This window comes from Paenibacillus sp. sgz302164, assembly GCF_056120505.1.
Genome location: NZ_JBVYOL010000008.1, coordinates 124,357 through 142,190, shown reverse-complemented (window position 1 = coordinate 142,190; position 17,834 = coordinate 124,357). Strand labels below are relative to the sequence as shown.

Below are 17,834 nucleotides of genomic sequence, written 5' to 3'. Positions count from 1 at the left end.
CATTATTGGTTTCCTCCCTTTGCATGAATTGGATATGGTGCCGCTCGCTCACAAAGCACACCTCTTTCCGCTAATGAGAGCAAGATTCGATTTTATAATTAGTTTTCTTTGGCTGCTGCAGCATAGAGGAATTTTACCGCCTCCTCAATGTCCGGTTCTTTCAGTTGCATATCCTTAATTTCGTAACTGCTCGAGATAATCGAGATCGCCTGGGCAACCGACAATTCATTTTTACTGAACAAGAAACTTTTCCTTAATCCCTCATCTTGGAGCAGCTTTAGTCTATCGTCGTTCAACTTATTGCGTTGATCGTCCAGGTCGACCGTAAGCACATGGCCCGGGTTAAAATTATTCTTGAATCCGGTGACAGTCCCGTCGAATATGACTTCGCCTTTATTGATCGTAATGATTCGGTTGCATACTTCTTCGATATCCTTCATATCGTGTGTGGTTAGAATAACCGTCGTTTTCTTTGTTTTGTTGATTTGCCTAATAAAGGTTCTAATTTTAGCCTTAACAGCTACATCCAAACCGATCGTAGGTTCATCTAAATAAAGTACTTTTGGTTCGTGCAATAAGGCCACCGCTAGCTCGGCACGCATTCTTTGACCAAGACTCAATTGTCGCACCGGCGTTCTTAAGAATTCTTCCATCTCCAGTAAATCCACATAATACGCAATATTGTTCCGGAACACTTTCGGATTGATTTTGTATATTTTCGCAAACAGATCGAATGTTTCTTCCATTGGGAGATTCCAGTATAATTGCGATCGTTGGCCAAAAACGACCCCGATATTCATTGCGTTTTCCTTCCGGTTCTGGTGTGGCTCCTTGCCATTGACTTTGACCAAACCCGAAGTAGGAACGAGAATTCCAGCAAGCATTTTAATCGTAGTCGATTTTCCCGCACCGTTTGCTCCGATATATCCAACCAGCTCGCCCTCTTGGATATTAAAGCTAATATTGTTTACAGCCTTCTTCACTTCATAATTCCTGGATATGATAGATCTTATGGATGAAACAAACCCCTTATCACGTTTGAATACTCTGAATTCCCTTGTCACATTGCTGACTTCTATCATGATTTTCCCCCTAAGAACCTGTACTTTTATAATGATTGACCCCAATAAACCAAAATTTATAAGCCAGCACGAAACATACAATCCCTACTATAGGAGATAAATATTGGATGTATGGATTAAAAAAAAGATAATCGCCTTTAGAAATAAAGTATTGCGCCGGATAAAAATTAATAAATGCGTAAGGCAGGATAAAGGTTAAAATCACCTGAACTGTCTTGTTGTAAATGGTGATAGGATAGCGAATAAAATTCTTTAATTGAAAGAAAAGAACTTCTCGCAAACCTTGCGTCTCGACAATCCAAAACGATGGCACCGAAGTTACAATTAACCCGGCTCCTTGAATCAAAGCACCGCTCAAAATAACAACGGTTAAGAAGAGTAAATCTCCTCCCGTTAATGTACGCTCCATATTATTGAAACAGATGATGATCACACCGACGGAGAGTATAAAGTGACTAACATATGCACTATTGAACTCCCGACACACCAGATATACGAAACTATTCAGCGGCTTTGTTAACACTTCATCGAACGAACCGTTTTTTACCATATTGCTTAACTGGGTTGTAGGATTGAAGAAGAAAAAACCGGCTAGCGAGTATGAACATAAATTTAAGGAAAACAATAACAAAACTTCGTATGCCCCCCAACCATTGATGGATTGGAATTTGTCGACCAAGATCCAAATGATCAGAAATTCCGCCCCATATGATGCAAATTGGGCAAGTCCCCCCATAATAAATGCCTTTCGGTATTCGGCTACCCCCATTATCCTTAATTTGATGTATTCAAGATATAATTGGGCATAATGCATGTGTCATCCCCCGTGAATTACTAATTTTTTTTGCACCTTGAACCACACATATTTCTCGATGAGAGTAATGACCGCTATCACCCCCAATTGCATAAGAAGAATAGTAAACGTTTGATGTATCCCATACTTCCCTAAAAAAATTGATATTGGTTCAAAAAAAATGAACCGAAACGGCAGCACCTGGCAAATGTTGAATAACCACTCCGGATAAAACCACAACGGTACAACCGATCCTGAGAACAACTCGAACAAAGCGCCTATAAAAAATGGAATATACCAAGAAGTTTCAAGCCAAAAAGCAAACAGACCAAAGATGTAATGAATATGAAATGCTATAACTATCCCTAGAATGAGGCTGACGAGGAACAATATCGTATTCTCGATACTCCCGGTTAGAGAAATATCAAAAAACAACCATGTAACCACTATAGCCGGTATTGTAACGAAAACTGTCTGGAAAACATTCGTCCCCAAATCCTCAGAGAATAAGTATCTCTTGAAGTTAACAGGTTTCATTAAATCCAGTATTATGCTACCGTTCTCGACTCTCTCCGCTATTTTCTTCCCTGCGCCCGATCTCGTTAATGTTACAACGATTGCTGCAATAATGATGTAACTAACCATTTCACCAAAGTTTATATTGTTTATATTTTCCTTATCGTCATACAATGCAGTCCATACGTTAATTTGAATCACCATTAGCAAAATGCTTGCGAAAATTGTGATGTAAAAATTAAAACGAAAAGCATACCGTTCTTGAAAAGCCTTCTTGAAAAATTCAATATACAGTGCCATCTCAATACCTCACTCTATAAATTTCAAAACCGAGTTTTAACTTTCCCCAATCCAGTTAAAACCCAAATGAAGCGGTATCATAAATAATCATTATTCACCCTTGAAGTATTACCATCATTTGGAAACGCTTTAATTGTATTAAAAATGGTTATCAATTAAAACCCACAATACTATAGAATTATCCCTAAAAATTATATATTCTTACTTAAATGAAATCGCATTTAAATCCATGTAAATCAAATATTGACATTTCATTCAGGGTAATTGTATTGTAAAACGTAATAAATCCATTTAAATAAGGAGTCAACAACTAAGCACTTTTACGAATTTCATAAATAGATAGGAGGAGAATTAACATGTTAGAATTTGGGCGTAAGTTCCTTGCAAAGAAAGAACATGTCTTACTTTTGGACATCATTTGTAATGTTCGGAACGAGGCTTTTTTAAAAAAAGCGGATCCTTTCAGCGGAATTGATTGGGCGCTTCTTTTACAAGAATCTAAGGACCAGAAGGTATTCCCGCTAGTTTACAATCTTGTGTGCCAAGTAGCTCCTGAAGAGTGGCAGGTAGAATACAGTAAACATCAAGAGGAGATAGACATTTATCTTAAAGAGTTATCTTTGATCACGCAAGTGGCTAAAGCAGAGAACTTAACAATAGTGCTCCAGAAAGGGTTTGCAGTATCGAAGTTGGTTTATAATGATCTATACGCTAGGCAGGTTGGAGATTTAGATTTCATTATTCGTGAAACCGATGTTGAAAAAGCAGACGCACTCTTAAGAAATTTAGGTTATCTGCCTGCATGCGGACTGAAAAATTACTGGGAAATAGTTGACGATAACGACTACCGCTATTTACCTTTTCCTTTATTAAAGGACGATAACCATCACGAATTTTACGGTTATTTTAAGAACATCTCTTCAGGTAATCTGACGAAAACACTTGAAGTTGAATTAGGAAGGTATCTCCACAAAACCGTGCGTTCCCCTCATATAATGAGTTTTATTGAAAGCTCTCGAAACATAGTTCTTGATAATTTTGAGTGTGCAACCTTTGATCTGGAACATACTTTTCTTGGCCTTTGTGAAAATCTCTACGACGATGCCGAAGAGTGGTATTCCGATAAACCGTCTTTAAAAAATTGCGTCGACGTGTTCTTGTTTATAGAGAAGTATCCTCAACTCGACTGGGAACATGTTAAACAATCGGCAATCCATTACGACATGTTTGTTGAAGTTCAAACTATATTAAAATACCTGTCTGCCATCTTTGAAAGCAAAACACTTGCTCAGGTTGCCGGCTTATTTTCGGATGAATTTGCCTCCGCCAAGAGATATAGAATTGATTGGCTAACCGACTTCAAAACGAGACTTTTCCTCGATTACAATTCACGAGCGAAAGAACTTGTTTCTATAACGCGGAGCCGCTGTTTCAGCACTAAGAACATAAACTTTACCGATCCGTATCGAGTAAAATACGGACAATTTGGTTCGCCATCGCCTGTACCCAACAATAAGAACTATGATTTAAGCTACAATATTGCACACGCTTCAGATCAGTTAATTTTTAAAATCCGTATCGGAGAAGATTTGTATTCTCAACTCGACAATCATGAGGTTGCATTATTCTTAGTAGATAATGATGCTAACAACAATGAGCAATTAGTTAAATATTATGTTGCATTTAAAAGCATTGACGGGATCTTAGCCGTCCAGGAAGACAGCGGGATGTCCATCAGGGTATTTCATAAAACGAACGAAGTCGAAGTAGCTTTTCCGTTCCACATGCTGCCAACTGAGGTTTGCAGTAACGGGACACGTATGGTTGGCTACGGCATTGCTATTAAACATGAGATTCTCGATTCTGTATATCATTGGGTCACATTAAATCCGTACGAAAAAGAGTTTTGGAATCATCCTCCGATCCTCGAAATCGTTTAAAAGGCATATATCCATGGTACCGCGCTAAACCATACGTGGACAGCGAAAAACCTGGACAAATCAAGACTTTGATTTATCCAGGCTGCTTCATTTAGTCAGTCGCGATTTTGATAAACGGCCTCGGCATTTCTGCGCGAGCACGGCCCTTGGTTTTTATACGACATATTGAACTGCCTCGCCGCTTTCCCCAGTGAATTCAATAATAGTCCTATAGGTCTTCAGATCGATCGAAAGCCGGCAATTTTGATTATCCTTTTCCCAGGCAAGCCGAATTTCGTTTATCGCCGAGGGTAACACGGTGAATTGTCCATTGAAAGCAGCATATTCGTTTCTAAATCTAATGAGTTTGATCAGTCTTTGAACTACATCTTTTTGAAGAGACTGCTCGATTTCCTCCAGGCTGAAGTTATGGCGGTTGATTTCCCTGCCTTCACCGGTTCTGTTTACACTCTCCAAATCGTTTTCTCCCGCCAGCAGGCCGACATAGTAGACTTGGGGGATTCCCGGCACGAAAAATTGAATAGCTCTTGCCGCTAAATAGGCATCGTCGTTACAACCGAGCACAGAATAATAAGAGCATCTGATTTGATGGACATCGAAGCCGTCCGCGGCCTTATGTTTTTCAGATACGATGAGACTAAGATTCGAGCCTCTTTCCACGCACAGCTCAACCAATTTTCTAGCTTCTTTCGTATCGATCAAATCGTCCAGGTCAGGCTTAACAGGTATACCATCATGACAATCCAGCATAGTAAACTGCTTCTCAGGCCGAGTCTTCAAATAGCTGTAAAGATGCACATTTGATTTATTGATCAAAGCATCAAGTACGGTGTACGGCAGTATAAAATCGTAAATCCAGCAGCCATGCTCTGCAAGCTTGTACTGAATGGAATAATGTGCGTGAACCTCAGGCAGCAATTCGATATCCAACGATCTCGCAACATCCATAATCCAATCCAGGAATTCGTAGATGTCCGGCTCGACAAAAAAACAGCTTGTTCCCAGTTTCTTTATGATGTATCCGACTGCATCCAAACGTACGATCTTGACATTCTGCTGCTTGAAATTATTAAAAATATCGCTCAGCAATTGCTTTACTTGATCCGAACGGATATCCAGATCAATCTGTTCGGATGGGTCCTGTTTGCCGAACGTCGTCCATACCTTCTCTTCCTCGCCGGTTTCTTCAATAGTAAAAGTCGAATAAGGAACCGGTCTGCGCAGAAACATGCCGGCAATGTCTTCTTGAACCGGCTTGCCGTCCGCCCATATTTTATCCAAAGTTAGAAAGAAGTCGGCATATGCCGATTGACGACCCTTTTTGAGGAAATCCCGGAAATATTCGGACTGCCTCGAAATATGGTTGACCATCACATCGACCAATATATCAAAGTGTTCTCCAATAGCTCTAATATCATCCCATGTGCCGAAGCTCGGTTCAATTTCCAGATAGGTAAGCGGGGCAAATCCTCTGTCTCCGGAAGATGGGAAAGGAGGCAAAATATGAACGCCCCCCTTAAATACATCGGAAAAATGTTGAAAGAGCACCTGTTTCAGCGCATTTAGATCGCCCCCCAAAGAATCGGGATACGTGATTAGCTGCACTTGGTTTTTTACTGGCATACAATAGTCCCCTATAATCCGTATTTTTCTTTGATAACCTCGAGATGCGGTAAATCCACGATGGCTCCGGTATACTCCAATTTATAGGCACTGACGGCAAATCCCAGGAAAAGAGCTTGTTTCAACGGATAACCTTTGACGAGCGCCGCATAAAATCCTGACCAGAATGCATCGCCAGCTCCCGTAGTATCCACAACCTGAGTAGCCAAAGAGTCGAATGCAATCGTCTCTTTTCCGTTAGAAACGATGGCGCCTTCCTTCCCTAATGTCAAAATAACCAGCTTAGCACCCAGCTCTAAGAAATGTTCGAGATAACGCTCAGGAGACGCTTTCCCAAACAATCTCTCTGCATCATCCTCCGAAGGCTTGACAATATCAACTTTACCGATCATTGATTTTACATAGTCGATTCCATTCTCGCCCTTTTGCCATATCATCGGATGATAGTTAGGGTCGAAACCGATCAAAATACCGTGCTTTCTTACCGTATCCATCACGCTTTCGATCGTATAACGGGACGGCACTCTCGATAAGGGCCAACAGGAGAAGTGGACGATTTTGGAGTTGATCACGATATCCTCCAGCCCTGATGTATAAGCTAATTGATAATCCGCACCTCGATAAAATATCGGAATCGGCGTAGATACACTCTTAGTTAAGACGACCATACTCGTTGAATCATCGACCCGCTGGATCAGATCCGTATCGATATCCGCTTGCTGCAGCTGTTTAACGAGAAACCTGCCCAATCCGTCATCTCCGACTGCAGAAGCTACAAGCGGGCGGATTCCCAATTTTTTCACATTCAATGCTATATTGGAAGGAGAGCCTCCAAACAACTTGCGGTACGTGTCACATTCATCGCTATCGTCATATTCCGTTGTCATCATATCGATAAGAAGCTCGCCAACAGTCAAAATATCATGCTTTTTATCTCTTAACGGTATGCTATCCCCGAATTCAAACACATCTGTCATCCCCTGTACTTTATTCCATCGCCCATAAAAAAGCTTTTTCGATATATTCATTCCAAAAATCCCAGGTATGCCCCCCAGGACTTTCGATATACGTGTTCTCAACCTGTGCCAAAACTAAAAAATCTCGAAATTGCCGATTGACGTCCAACAAAAAATCTTCGGAACCCAGCCATATAGATCTCCGGAACCGCCGCTCCTTTCCCCTTCAAGCTTAGGACCAAGGCTTCCGGATCTTTATCGCTCCCTTGAAGCTGATCCAAGTCACCGAATACCCTCGTAAAATATTTATAATCCGCCACACCGTCGGTATAATCGCTGCCCACGCCGGCAATCTTGTAAGTAATGAGGGCTGAAGACAAGGCGATGATCCGGCTAAAATGCTCGGCATATTTGAAGCCGTTTCGAATGGCTCCATAACCCCCCATCGATAAACCACCGATGAAGGTATCTTCTCTTCGATGGGATATCGGGAACATTTCGCGGGTGTAAGCAACCAGTTCATTTCCGACGTATTCCCCGTACAATGCTCCTTTGTCGACATCATCCACATAAAAATGGTTTTCCCCGGCCGGCATAAAAACCGCGATACGGTGCTTGTCGGATAACTCCCGTATTCTTGTGAAGCTGATCCAATCCGTATAGCTGCCTGTGTATCCGTTCAATAGATACAAGGTTCTCATCGGTTTCTTTTCCGATTTGGCTTGCCCGGGGAATTCGATCATGTCCAACGGGATCAGTGCATTGAACGTGACTTCTCTCCGTAAAGCTTTGGAATAATAATTCACTTGCAGCATTGCCATCGTTCTATTCTCCTTTTTTGAAATTACAAGTACACGAACGGCTCCTTCGCATCGACGAACGAAACCGGTATGCCGTTCACCAAAGGCTTCAGCCATTCGGCCATATATTTCATGCCCCATTCCTCGCTGCGTTCATGGCCTACGACGATCATCGCTTTGTTCAGTCCGAGCATACGGGCATCATTGACATAAGCGCAAAGTGTCCATTCCACGATTTCGCCGCATACGATCACATCCAGGTTCTTATCGCGCATTAGTTCCATCGGCATTTGTTCCCGGCCCAGACCTAAGCTGCCTCCGCCTACCAAAATTCCCGCCCTGGAACACCTCATCCCGGGATCGCCTACGATTTGTATGACATTCATGCCCAATTTTTCTTTAAAGAAGCCGGCCAGTTCCGCCAAAGTGACCTCTTCGAACCGGTATGCATGGGGTGAATCCTTGTCCAACAAATGGTCTTCCCAGCCGATCTCCTTGAGAAGCCCGTCGTAAATTCGGTCTGTCTTTGCCATGTGCATGTAATCATGGTACCGCCAGACAGCAATCCGGTGATCCTCCAATAATGCTCGTTTGGCTTGATAGACAGGGTCGTCCTGCAGCCAGACCGTTTCGTCAATTCCGGTATAAAAGGTAGGTTCGTGTGTAATAATCATATTGGCTCCGCAAACAATCGCCTGATGAATCACATCGATAGTTGCCATAAACGTCGTTACAATACCCGTTACTTCCATATCGGGACCGCCGCTAACCAATCTATCGCCCGTGTTCTCCAGCCTGAAGGTGCCGCAAGAATCCGTTATAATCGCTTCAATGACTTGCCCAACATTCATTTCATGACCTTCTTTCAATGGTAGAGTGCTATCCTTTTACAGCGCCGACAACGACGCCCTTCGTCAAATATTTTTGCAGGAATGGCAGTATGACCAAGATCGGCAAAATTCCGATAATGCCCATGGCCATCCGTACCGCCGTGGTCGGAAGATCGGCCGCGCCGGCCCCCAGCATGCTGCTTGCCTGGCTGGATTTTAAGAATTGGATGTTATTCATCAGACGGATCAACAAATTTTGAATCCCGTAATATTGCGGCTTGGTAACAAAGTAAAGCGCATTAATCCAATCGTTCCAGTAGGCAAGTCCCGTAAACAATCCGACCGTCGCCATGACCGGAACCGAAAGCGGCAGCATAATGCTGTAGAACGTCCGTATTTCGCTGGCTCCGTCGATTTGGGCCGATTCGATAAGCGCGGCAGGCACGTTATGCTTGTAGAAATTCCTTACCAGCAGAACGTTAAAGCCATTCATCAGCAAATTCGGTATAATCAGTGCGGCTAACGTATCTTTGATCGAAAAAACTTTAGTCCACATCATATAAGAAGGTACGATACCGCCATTAAACAGCAAGGTGAAAAATACGATAAATGCAAGGGCATTATGATATTTGAAGTCCTTCCTTGACATCGGGTACGCAAGCATTGCCGTGATCGCGAGGCTGACGACGGTTCCGATGACAGTCACACAAATGGAAACCCCATACGCCCTCACAAAGGTCGACATATTGCCGAATAAATATACGTACGCTTCCATGCTCATTTTAGCCGGAAAATAGCTGTATCCGTCTCTAATCAGCGTCTTTTCGTCGGTGAACGATGCCACCAGCATCAAGATAAAAGGCAGAAAAGCGCATACGGTGATCAAGGTCATGGCTGCTGCGGAGAATATGGCAAATGCCCGTTCTCCTCTGGATTGCAAGCTCGTCATTATACATTTCCTCCTAGAAAAGCGCGTTGTCGGAATTTATTCTCCTCACAATGGCATTTGCCAGGATAACAAGAATAAAGCCTACGAGTGACTGATATAGACCGGCCGCCGCCGACATGCCGATATCGTTAACCTGCATGAGGGCCCGATATACATAGGTATCGATGGTTTGCGTCGTACTGTACAAGGCTCCCGCATTCAACGGCACTTGATAAAAGAGTCCGAAATCGGAATTGAATATGCGGCCGACCGACATTAATCCAAGTATGATTATAGTTGGCGTCAGCAATGGAAGCGTGATCATGCTTATTTGTTTGAGTTTGCCTGCGCCGTCAATCTTGGCGGCTTCATAAATGCTTCTATCGATTCCCGCGATAAAACCGAAGTAGACGATAGAACCGTATCCCGCCGTTTTCCATAGCTGGATGATAACCAGGATGTAAGGCCAGTATTTAGGCTCCGAATACCAGTTTACGGCCGATATGCCGAGCGGCTGCAGTATCGAATGGTTGATGAACCCGCTATCGGCGTTCAAGTAAGCAAATACAAGAAAAGATACGATTACCATAGATACCAGGTTAGGAAGAACTAGGCCTGATTGAAAAAACTTTGAGTAAAACTTGTTTAACAGCTCCGACATCAGAATTGCGATAAATATGGAAGCGATCGTACCCAGAATAATAAACGCAACATTGTAAAGAAGTGTATTCCTGGTCATCATCCACGCATCGGAGGTCCGGAATAAAAACTCGAAGTTTTTGAGCCCTACCCAATCGCTTCCGAATATTCCTTTTGTAAAATCCATTTCCTTAAAGGCGATAAATACCCCGAACATCGGAATGTAGTTGTTGATCAGCAAGTATAACAAACCGGGAGCCGCAATCAGCAGCAGCGGCACAGTATTGCTGGCTTTCTTCCTGTTTTTCTTTACCGGCTTTTCCATATTACTTCACCTTTTGCTCAGCAAGCCATTTGTCCAATTGCTCCTGCTTCTTCTGAACGATGGTTTGCGCTCCGGCATCTTTAAGTGCTTTCACAAACTTGGGCAGGGTCGTTTCCGGATCCAATGCCCCGCAAATCAATCCGGGAATGTATTGGTTGACCACATTATTTACCGCGCTCAGCTCGGTTTTTACGGAAGACGGATCGAAGATGAATCCGAAGTACGGCGACCTCTTTGTTTCTTTGTTCTCTTTAAGTTTAAGATCGATATCCTTCCAATCCGTACCTTCAAGTTGATATTGGAGCGATTCGGAGCCGAGAATGCCGGAGGATAGTTGGGCGGTATAAGGTACGGTTGCCGCATCTTTTCCATCCGGATATTTCACATGATGATCGTCCACTTTTACATAATCCCGGCCTTCGATTCCATAAAGCATCGTATTTAACAGGTCCTTATCCGTAAAAGTCAAGTTCAAGAGCTTCATGGCAGCCTCAGGCACTTTCGTCGTGCTTGACATCATCCACACAACAAAGTCAACAGCTTGCGTATCGAAATAAAAAGGAGCAATTCGTTTCATGGCGACATTCTTGCCGGTCTGCGCGCTTAATGCTTTGCCGGCCTCCATGCCGCTGTAACCGCCCAGAGTGGAGAAGCCGCGTCCCGACGAAACTAAATCGGCATAATTGGTCGAGGTCGTAGCCGCATCTTTTTGCAAATAACCTTTATTGTACCAATCCCTCATCATGGCAACGCCGGTTTTAAACGCATCCGTTTCATAAAGATTGACCACTTTGCCGCTATTTCCGACAACGACGCCAACCCCGGACTCATCGGTTAGAAGATCGATATCATTCATTCCTCTTAACAGTCTGACCAGATTGGTATCGCTTGGATTTACATTAATGGGAGCAAAAGGAACGACATCGGGATGCTTTTTCATAACAGCGTCGAATATTTTCGGCAAATCGCCTACTGACTTGATATCGTCCGCTGTAAAACCGGTCTCTTTCAGCAGATCGGCGTTATATACAAAGTTCAGCGGGACCGACATCCCTTTATTGGCGGGAATTCCATACACATGCCCGTTCATCGTTGTCGCTTTCAGCAATCCTTCGCCGAAGTCTTTGTCCAGAATTGCCTTTGTTTCCTGGCCGTATTTATTGATTAAATCGTCCAGAGGGTAGAGCTGCTTTTTGGCGGCATAGGTAGGGAATTGGCCCGGGCTGGTGAATAAATCCAACTGCTCTCCGCTTTGAAGCGCCAAATTTACTTTTTGCGCGTAGTCTGCCGGTCCGTACACTTTAAAATCTACTTGCACATGAATCTTCTTGGTTGTAATCTTGTTGATCGCGTCGTTAATACTGCTCATATCGTCGGGAATTTTATTAAATGACGGCAGGGCTATAACAACCTTGTCAACCTTGCCGCTGCTCCCATCCGCCGGCGCGCCGGTGGATTCGGAGGATTGGCCGGTTCCGCCGGAGCATGCAGTCAACACGGTACCGAGAAGCGCTACAGACATCGCTGATGCTAAGATACTTTTTGTCTTTATCATATTTTGCAGCCTCCAGAAGTAATTTGTGAATACGATTACAGTTTAATCCTTATCCGTAGGTTTATCTTTCAAAAATCAGCGCTGTTTTTGCGAAAATCAGTGGTTTCACAAAAAGAAGAAGACCCTTTCGGCCTTCTTTGCATTACGGTTTATACTTGGCTCTAAAAGCATTCGGAGTTTCGCCGGTTATTTTTTTGAAAACCGTGGAGAAATAAGAGATACTGTCAAAACCAATTTCGACGGCAATCGTTCCGATGCTCTCGCCGCCTTGAATAAGCCGTTCTTTTGCAACAAGGATACGATGTTCATTCAGGTATTCTTTGATCGATAATCCTGTCTCGTTTTTAAAAATTTTCGCGAGATAATCGGGCGACAAAAAGACGCTGGCAGCGACATCCTCGCGATTCAGTTCCTGATGATAATGATTGTGTATAAAAGCTTTCGCCTTCTCCACAACACTTTCGGACTGTTTCACTTCTCTTATATAATCGATTGTTTTATTCGTTGCGAATGCAGCCCATTTCATCATGTCCATGACACTATGTTCGGATTTCTGCAGCAATATTCCGGAGACGTTATCGGAAAACAGCTTATGCGCAAGTATTTTATTTTTATACAATAGCGAGTATACAAGCTGCATAAAATCCTGTTTGATGGAATGCAGGATGCCGGCATCAAGCTTATTGCCCTCCGCCAACGTTTCGAGATCTTTTTTTAGCTTGTTGACGATTTGTACCTTTTCGCCTTCGATAAATAATTGCTCGAATACGTTCACATCCAGCGTGTAAGACTCATTCGTTTCATAGTCGAAGCGGTCTTCCTGGTAATGGACATCGCCTTTATAAATGATGTTATTTCTGTCCAAGACCTCCAATGCGGCTCTCGTTGCATGCAGGAAGTCAATCGATGCTTTCTTGCTGATATAACAGGTCGCTGTGCAATGAAAATATTCCCGGCAATATCGGATTTGCCGGCGGCATCTCGCAGCAATTTCTTCCGGCGCAGTGCTTCCGCTAATGATTGTCGCCATATAGTAACGGCCCTCTTGCTGATAATTGATCACTTGGCTAACATGCAAATTGTCCAGCATCGTTTCCGAGGTCAGATTGGCGAACGCATAGATGAAGGTGCTTTCATCCCAGCTTTCCTCAATATCCGATTTGCCGATGCTCGTCAGCACCAGAAAGTAACCGTATTCCAATTCCGGAGACAGGTCTCTCTTCCGAATTTCACCTTGAATCAAATCCAAGCGAGGGGAAATTTGGGCAAAAACAACATCCCTCCAAAAGCTTTGCTCGACAATTGATTTATTTTTTAGCCAACTGGCGCCGAATTGGCTGTATTCTTGCAGCCGATTCTTCGCCCTCAGCGTGTTTACAGTTTTGGCGAGAGCCGATTCAACCTTGTTTTTGTCAAAAGGCTTGATTAAATAAGCATCCGTATTGTAGGCAATTGCCGTCGATGCGAATTCAAAATTTTCATGACAAGTGAAGAAAATAAAGGCACAGTCATGACGGCTCTCCCTTACCCATTTAATCATGTCAAGTCCCGAACCCTTTGGCATTTCGATATCGCAAATAATGATATCCGGTTTATTGGCTTCAATGAGAACTTTGGCATCCGTAATATTATGCGCAGCAAATATGGCAGCAATTCCAAATGAACTCCAATCAATAAAGTCGCGCATGACCTCTACGGTCGGAATATCATCATCAATCAAAAGACACTTCAATGTTTTCCCTCCTGGACCTGAACCGCGGATGCCTGAGAAGGAAGCCATATTTCCACCCTCGCTCCCGACGGTTCGTTATTGGAAAGTTTTAATAATCCATCCCTTTTATACAGCAAACGCAGCGTTCTTTTAATATTGGAAATGCCGATTCTCTGCCCCGTATCATTGTCGCTCGTACCGGCGGCATTCACTTCATCTATGATCTCCGCAGGAAACCCTTCCCCGTTATCTTCTATCGTAATTTTAATAAAATCCTCTTGGTGATAAGAATATGTTTCCACTTTAATAAATATCGACAAAATATCCCCGTAAACTAACGCATGCTTAAACGTATTCTCAATAAAGGTTTGTATAAGAAATTGCGGCAGCACATGCTGCTCCAAGTTTGGTTCGATATCGATCATGTGGAAGATGTGATTGGGAACCTTGATCTCTTGCATGCGAATGTAATTGGTCACGTGATCGATTTCTTCCCTTATGGTTACGTTCACCAAGCCTCCTTTGAACATATATCTTAAATAGTCCGACAAATAGTCGATCAGCCTGCGAATTTCTTCGCTTTTATTTTGATACGTAAGGCTGGAAACGGTCGTGATGACATTCAAGAAAAAATGGGGTTTTATTTGCATTTGAAGATACTTAAGTTCGGCTTTGTTCCGTTCCAGCTTCTCTTCATATGAATGGATCTTTAACTGCTTTATTTCTTGGATCATCGATGTGAATGAATGAAACAATTTGGCGAACTCGACGGACGTTTGATGCAGCGGCAGCCGGTAATCCCAGTTTCCCTTTTCCAGTTCCTTCGTTGCTTTGACAAGCTCAAGAACGGGCTTAATAATCTCGCGCGAAAGTGAAAATAATACAGCGGGAACGATAACTAAGGCAACAACCCCAAGAGAAACAATCACCCATTGGATAAAATCCAAACCGGACAATACGCTCTTGCGTTCTATCATATTCGAAAGCTTTCCGATCTCCGGCACATCCTCTGAAATGACGAAATATTTGCCGTCAAGCTTGTACGAAGTTTCACGGACATCCGGCAGCGAGCTCACATGAGAAAGGAATGGATCGGATACGGCAAGCATGCTTCCGTTTTTACCGGTTAATACATAATGGTTTTGGGAATCTGAAGTCTTTCTCACGACATTCATGAGAGAGTCGGCTTTTACCGCCGCGCCGATCATAATGCCCGATACCTTGAAGCTGATGATTTCATAACTGATTCCGTTCAGCTGAACCGGGGACCACTCTCTCCCGATCGCCGTATTTCCCGCGAAGGTTTCACTTTTTAAGTAATCGGATACAGTTTGATTTTCATTGGAAAGTATGCTTTTACCGAACTGCACCAAAAAGAGGCGCTCACTAGGCTCCAAAATAAATAAAGCATCGATGCTTTCGTTATTTGACACTTTCGAGACCAATATATTTTTTAATCGCAAGGCGTCGAAGTATTTGCCGCTCTCATCTTTTTTCGAGTAGAGCATGACGTCGTCTATATGATTTTCGAACACTTCGTTTACATCTTTGGAAACGCTGTCCAAGCGATTTTGGATATTGTTCATGTGAATCCCCATCGTATATTTGGAGCTGTTCACTATATTCGTTTCCACTACATTGAAGGAATATATGTTGCTGATGATCAGAACCGCTACAAGTATCGCCAATATCAACGTAATTTGGAGTGAAAATTTGTAAACTAACGAAATCGGCTTTGTCCTCTTAAACATGGCAACCTTCCTTTTTAAAAGAACATTTTCAATTCTACAAATAAGTGAAGAGAGGCTTAAGCCTCCCTCCGCCGATAAAACTTAACGTTTAAAAGCTCTTGCCAGAGCATTCACATATCCGTGCCGGGCGCGTTGACTGATTTCCGCCTCCGGAACGACGTGCTCAAAGGCATGATAACACCCTGGATAAAGCTGAAATTCCACGTCGACGCCGGCTTGGGCAAGCCGCGTGACATACTCGATCGTCTCGTCGCGAAACGAATCAAGCTGGCCTACGCAAGTATACGCCGGAGGAAGACCGGCCAGGTTCGTCGCGCGGCTGGGCGCCGCATACGGGGAAATATCGCCATCGGCATGCTCGCCAAGATACATCTTCCAAGCCACCTGATTGTTAGCTCTGTTCCAAACAGCAGGATCTGTAATCTCGTAGCTGGAAGGCGTTATATTCCGATCGTCGATCATCGGGTATAACGGCATTTGGAAACAGATCGAAGGTCCTCCTTCATCACGGGCCAGCAGGGCCAATGCAGCGGTCAGCCCTCCGCCCGCGCTTCCTCCGCCAATCGCAATCCGCGACAAATCGATATTGAGCTCAGCCGCGGCGTTCGTCATCCACGTCAAAGCAGCGTAGCAGTCTTCAATCGCTGCCGGAAACGGGTGTTCGGGAGCAAGCCGATAATCAGGGGAAACGACAACACAGTTGGCGGTTGTTGCGAAACATTCGCAGAGACTTTGTTCACCGTTAGGGTGGCCTAACACATATCCTCCGCCATGAATCCATAGTAAAGCGGGCAGCTTCTTCCCATCTCTCTGAACGGGTTCGAAAATTTTGATCAGCATCTCTTGCCCGGCTGCGCCGGAAATCATACGGTCGGCGATTCGAACATATTCGGACTTCAATGATTGCGGCAATGGGCTTTGCCTTACCTCCGCCAAATCATCGGGAAGCTGAAAATGAGGGAGTGACGTTAAAGACTGCCTGATTTCCGGCAGCACTTTGCTTTTGAAATCCATTCTTGCAAACCTCCATGATTTCTCTATTCCATAAAACTTACGTAGTGCTTCGTTCAATTAATGTGACGGGTAAAGAATTTACCATCGGCACCTTCTCGCCTTCGATTTGTTTGACAATCAAGTCGATCGTCAATTCGCTCATCTCTTGAATAGGCTGCCTGATGGTTGTAAGGCGCGGCGCCAATAAAGAAGCGACCCTCACGTCGTCATATCCGATAATTTTCATCTCTTCCGGAATTCTTTTATCTAATCGGCGACATGCTTGAATAACTATGGATGCGATCATATCGCTGCTGGCGAAAACCCCGTCTACTTCCGGGTGCTCCTGCAGAAAACGGACAATTCGCTCCTCGCTTGGCCTATTGTCCAAGTCGTGTCCTTCCAAATTCAAAGCAAAGTGTTCGATCCCGGTATTGTGCAGTTCGTCGATAAATCCTTGATATCTCCCTCCGGCAAGTAAATCATTATGATGCTGGCCGCCAATTCCGCCTTGCATATAAGCCGGCTTTCGGCAGCCTTTGCCGATGAGCAGCCGCGATGCAAGCTTTCCGCCCAGCAAATTATCGGAGGTCACAACAGGAATATTGTCGTCGACAACCCGATCGAAAGCTACGATAGGAAGGTTCAGATTACGATAATGTTCGACATCCAAAACCATGCTGCCCATAACAATTGCATCCACTTGATTTTTTTTCAGCATGTCGATATACTTGCGTTCTTTCGACACATCGCGATTCGAATTGCACAGAATCATTTTATACCCGCGTTGGTCGGCATAAGATTCAAGGTAATGAGCCAATTCACCAAAAAAAGGATGAGCAACCGTAGGAATAATGAGGCCAATCATATTCGACTTTTTTCTGAACAAAGAACGAGCCATTTCATTCGGATGATAATTCAGCTCCTTCATCGCCTCATGTACTTTATCCAACGTCGCCTGACTGATATATCCCCGGTTATTAAGCACACGGGAAACCGTAGTCACGGAAACCCCCGCTTTTTCCGCTACATCATCGATTTTGGGCATAGCTTGTGACCACCTGACTTTTTAAAGACCATTATACGCTTAAT

15 protein-coding genes are annotated in these 17,834 nt (G+C 43.7%); 1 reads left to right on the top strand and 14 read right to left on the bottom strand.

Translation table 11 applies throughout. The annotated features are described in order from the left end of the window. Window positions 1-98 precede the first annotated feature (98 nt). The 3 genes from AC0LWT_RS15200 to AC0LWT_RS15190 are packed head-to-tail and all read right to left on the bottom strand — an operon-like array spanning window position 99 to window position 2,691. Entirely contained in the window at window positions 99-1,082 is a 984-nt protein-coding gene (locus AC0LWT_RS15200) for an ABC transporter ATP-binding protein (RefSeq protein ID WP_474682103.1), read from the bottom strand. Window positions 1,083-1,092: 10 nt separating this feature from the next. Next, window positions 1,093-1,896 (bottom strand): ABC transporter permease, encoded by an 804-nt coding sequence (locus tag AC0LWT_RS15195; RefSeq protein WP_474682102.1) that lies wholly within the window; start codon window positions 1,894-1,896, stop codon window positions 1,093-1,095. A 3-nt stretch (window positions 1,897-1,899) separates the two neighbouring features. Next, window positions 1,900-2,691 carry an ABC transporter permease gene (locus AC0LWT_RS15190; protein ID WP_474682101.1) on the bottom strand — a complete coding sequence of 264 codons (792 nt, stop codon included), beginning with the start codon at window positions 2,689-2,691 and terminating at the stop codon, window positions 1,900-1,902. Between the two features lie 356 nt (window positions 2,692-3,047). Here AC0LWT_RS15190 and AC0LWT_RS15185 point away from each other — a divergent pair, with 356 nt between their 5' ends. Next, window positions 3,048-4,631 (top strand): nucleotidyltransferase family protein, encoded by a 1,584-nt coding sequence (locus tag AC0LWT_RS15185; RefSeq protein WP_474682100.1) that lies wholly within the window; start codon window positions 3,048-3,050, stop codon window positions 4,629-4,631. A gap of 153 nt (window positions 4,632-4,784) precedes the next feature. Here AC0LWT_RS15185 and gtfA read toward each other — a convergent pair whose 3' ends face one another. The 11 genes from gtfA to AC0LWT_RS15130 all read right to left on the bottom strand — a co-directional run bounded on the left by gtfA (window position 4,785) and on the right by AC0LWT_RS15130 (window position 17,790). Beyond that, complete coding sequence (gene gtfA / locus AC0LWT_RS15180; protein WP_474682099.1) at window positions 4,785-6,254, bottom strand: sucrose phosphorylase; 1,470 nt, start codon at window positions 6,252-6,254, stop codon at window positions 4,785-4,787. Window positions 6,255-6,265: 11 nt separating this feature from the next. Then, a complete protein-coding gene (locus tag AC0LWT_RS15175) occupies window positions 6,266-7,222 on the bottom strand; it encodes a carbohydrate kinase family protein (RefSeq protein ID WP_474682272.1) in 957 nt (318 codons plus the stop codon). 107 nt (window positions 7,223-7,329) lie between these two features. Then, on the bottom strand, window positions 7,330-8,031 hold the full coding sequence (locus AC0LWT_RS15170; protein ID WP_474682098.1) for an alpha/beta hydrolase: 702 nt from the start codon (window positions 8,029-8,031) through the stop codon (window positions 7,330-7,332). Window positions 8,032-8,054: 23 nt separating this feature from the next. Next, entirely contained in the window at window positions 8,055-8,861 is an 807-nt protein-coding gene (locus AC0LWT_RS15165) for a Nif3-like dinuclear metal center hexameric protein (RefSeq protein ID WP_474682097.1), read from the bottom strand. Window positions 8,862-8,889: 28 nt separating this feature from the next. Beyond that, window positions 8,890-9,789: a carbohydrate ABC transporter permease gene (locus tag AC0LWT_RS15160; protein WP_474682096.1), complete on the bottom strand. Its 900-nt coding sequence runs from the start codon at window positions 9,787-9,789 to the stop codon at window positions 8,890-8,892. 13 nt (window positions 9,790-9,802) lie between these two features. After that, window positions 9,803-10,732, bottom strand: coding sequence for an ABC transporter permease (locus tag AC0LWT_RS15155; protein ID WP_474682095.1), 930 nt, complete (start codon window positions 10,730-10,732; stop codon window positions 9,803-9,805). 1 nt (window position 10,733) lies between these two features. Further along, window positions 10,734-12,287: an ABC transporter substrate-binding protein gene (locus tag AC0LWT_RS15150; RefSeq protein WP_474682094.1), complete on the bottom strand. Its 1,554-nt coding sequence runs from the start codon at window positions 12,285-12,287 to the stop codon at window positions 10,734-10,736. 142 nt (window positions 12,288-12,429) lie between these two features. Next, window positions 12,430-14,019: a response regulator transcription factor gene (locus AC0LWT_RS15145; RefSeq protein WP_474682093.1), complete on the bottom strand. Its 1,590-nt coding sequence runs from the start codon at window positions 14,017-14,019 to the stop codon at window positions 12,430-12,432. Then, window positions 14,016-15,749, bottom strand: coding sequence for a sensor histidine kinase (locus AC0LWT_RS15140; protein ID WP_474682092.1), 1,734 nt, complete (start codon window positions 15,747-15,749; stop codon window positions 14,016-14,018). The genes AC0LWT_RS15145 and AC0LWT_RS15140 overlap by 4 nt, the downstream gene beginning before the upstream one ends. Window positions 15,750-15,830: 81 nt before the next feature. Next, window positions 15,831-16,763, bottom strand: a complete 933-nt coding sequence (locus AC0LWT_RS15135; RefSeq protein ID WP_474682091.1) for an alpha/beta hydrolase — start codon at window positions 16,761-16,763, stop codon at window positions 15,831-15,833. A gap of 37 nt (window positions 16,764-16,800) precedes the next feature. Further along, entirely contained in the window at window positions 16,801-17,790 is a 990-nt protein-coding gene (locus AC0LWT_RS15130) for a LacI family DNA-binding transcriptional regulator (protein WP_474682090.1), read from the bottom strand. Window positions 17,791-17,834: the final 44 nt, after the last annotated feature.

Bases quoted from the DNA above. Each gene is read 5' to 3' on its own strand.
- AC0LWT_RS15165 (WP_474682097.1), bottom strand. From the start codon at position 8,861: ATGAATGTTGGGCAAGTCATTGAAGCGATTATAACGGATTCTTGCGGC.
- AC0LWT_RS15140 (WP_474682092.1), bottom strand. From the start codon at position 15,749: ATGTTTAAGAGGACAAAGCCGATTTCGTTAGTTTACAAATTTTCACTC.
- AC0LWT_RS15190 (WP_474682101.1), bottom strand. From the start codon at position 2,691: ATGGCACTGTATATTGAATTTTTCAAGAAGGCTTTTCAAGAACGGTAT.
- AC0LWT_RS15155 (WP_474682095.1), bottom strand. From the start codon at position 10,732: ATGGAAAAGCCGGTAAAGAAAAACAGGAAGAAAGCCAGCAATACTGTG.
- gtfA (WP_474682099.1), bottom strand. From the start codon at position 6,254: ATGCCAGTAAAAAACCAAGTGCAGCTAATCACGTATCCCGATTCTTTG.
- AC0LWT_RS15170 (WP_474682098.1), bottom strand. From the start codon at position 8,031: ATGGCAATGCTGCAAGTGAATTATTATTCCAAAGCTTTACGGAGAGAA.
- AC0LWT_RS15185 (WP_474682100.1), top strand. From the start codon at position 3,048: ATGTTAGAATTTGGGCGTAAGTTCCTTGCAAAGAAAGAACATGTCTTA.
- AC0LWT_RS15150 (WP_474682094.1), bottom strand. From the start codon at position 12,287: ATGATAAAGACAAAAAGTATCTTAGCATCAGCGATGTCTGTAGCGCTT.
- AC0LWT_RS15160 (WP_474682096.1), bottom strand. From the start codon at position 9,789: ATGACGAGCTTGCAATCCAGAGGAGAACGGGCATTTGCCATATTCTCC.
- AC0LWT_RS15135 (WP_474682091.1), bottom strand. From the start codon at position 16,763: ATGGATTTCAAAAGCAAAGTGCTGCCGGAAATCAGGCAGTCTTTAACG.
- AC0LWT_RS15195 (WP_474682102.1), bottom strand. From the start codon at position 1,896: ATGCATTATGCCCAATTATATCTTGAATACATCAAATTAAGGATAATG.
- AC0LWT_RS15200 (WP_474682103.1), bottom strand. From the start codon at position 1,082: ATGATAGAAGTCAGCAATGTGACAAGGGAATTCAGAGTATTCAAACGT.
- AC0LWT_RS15130 (WP_474682090.1), bottom strand. From the start codon at position 17,790: ATGCCCAAAATCGATGATGTAGCGGAAAAAGCGGGGGTTTCCGTGACT.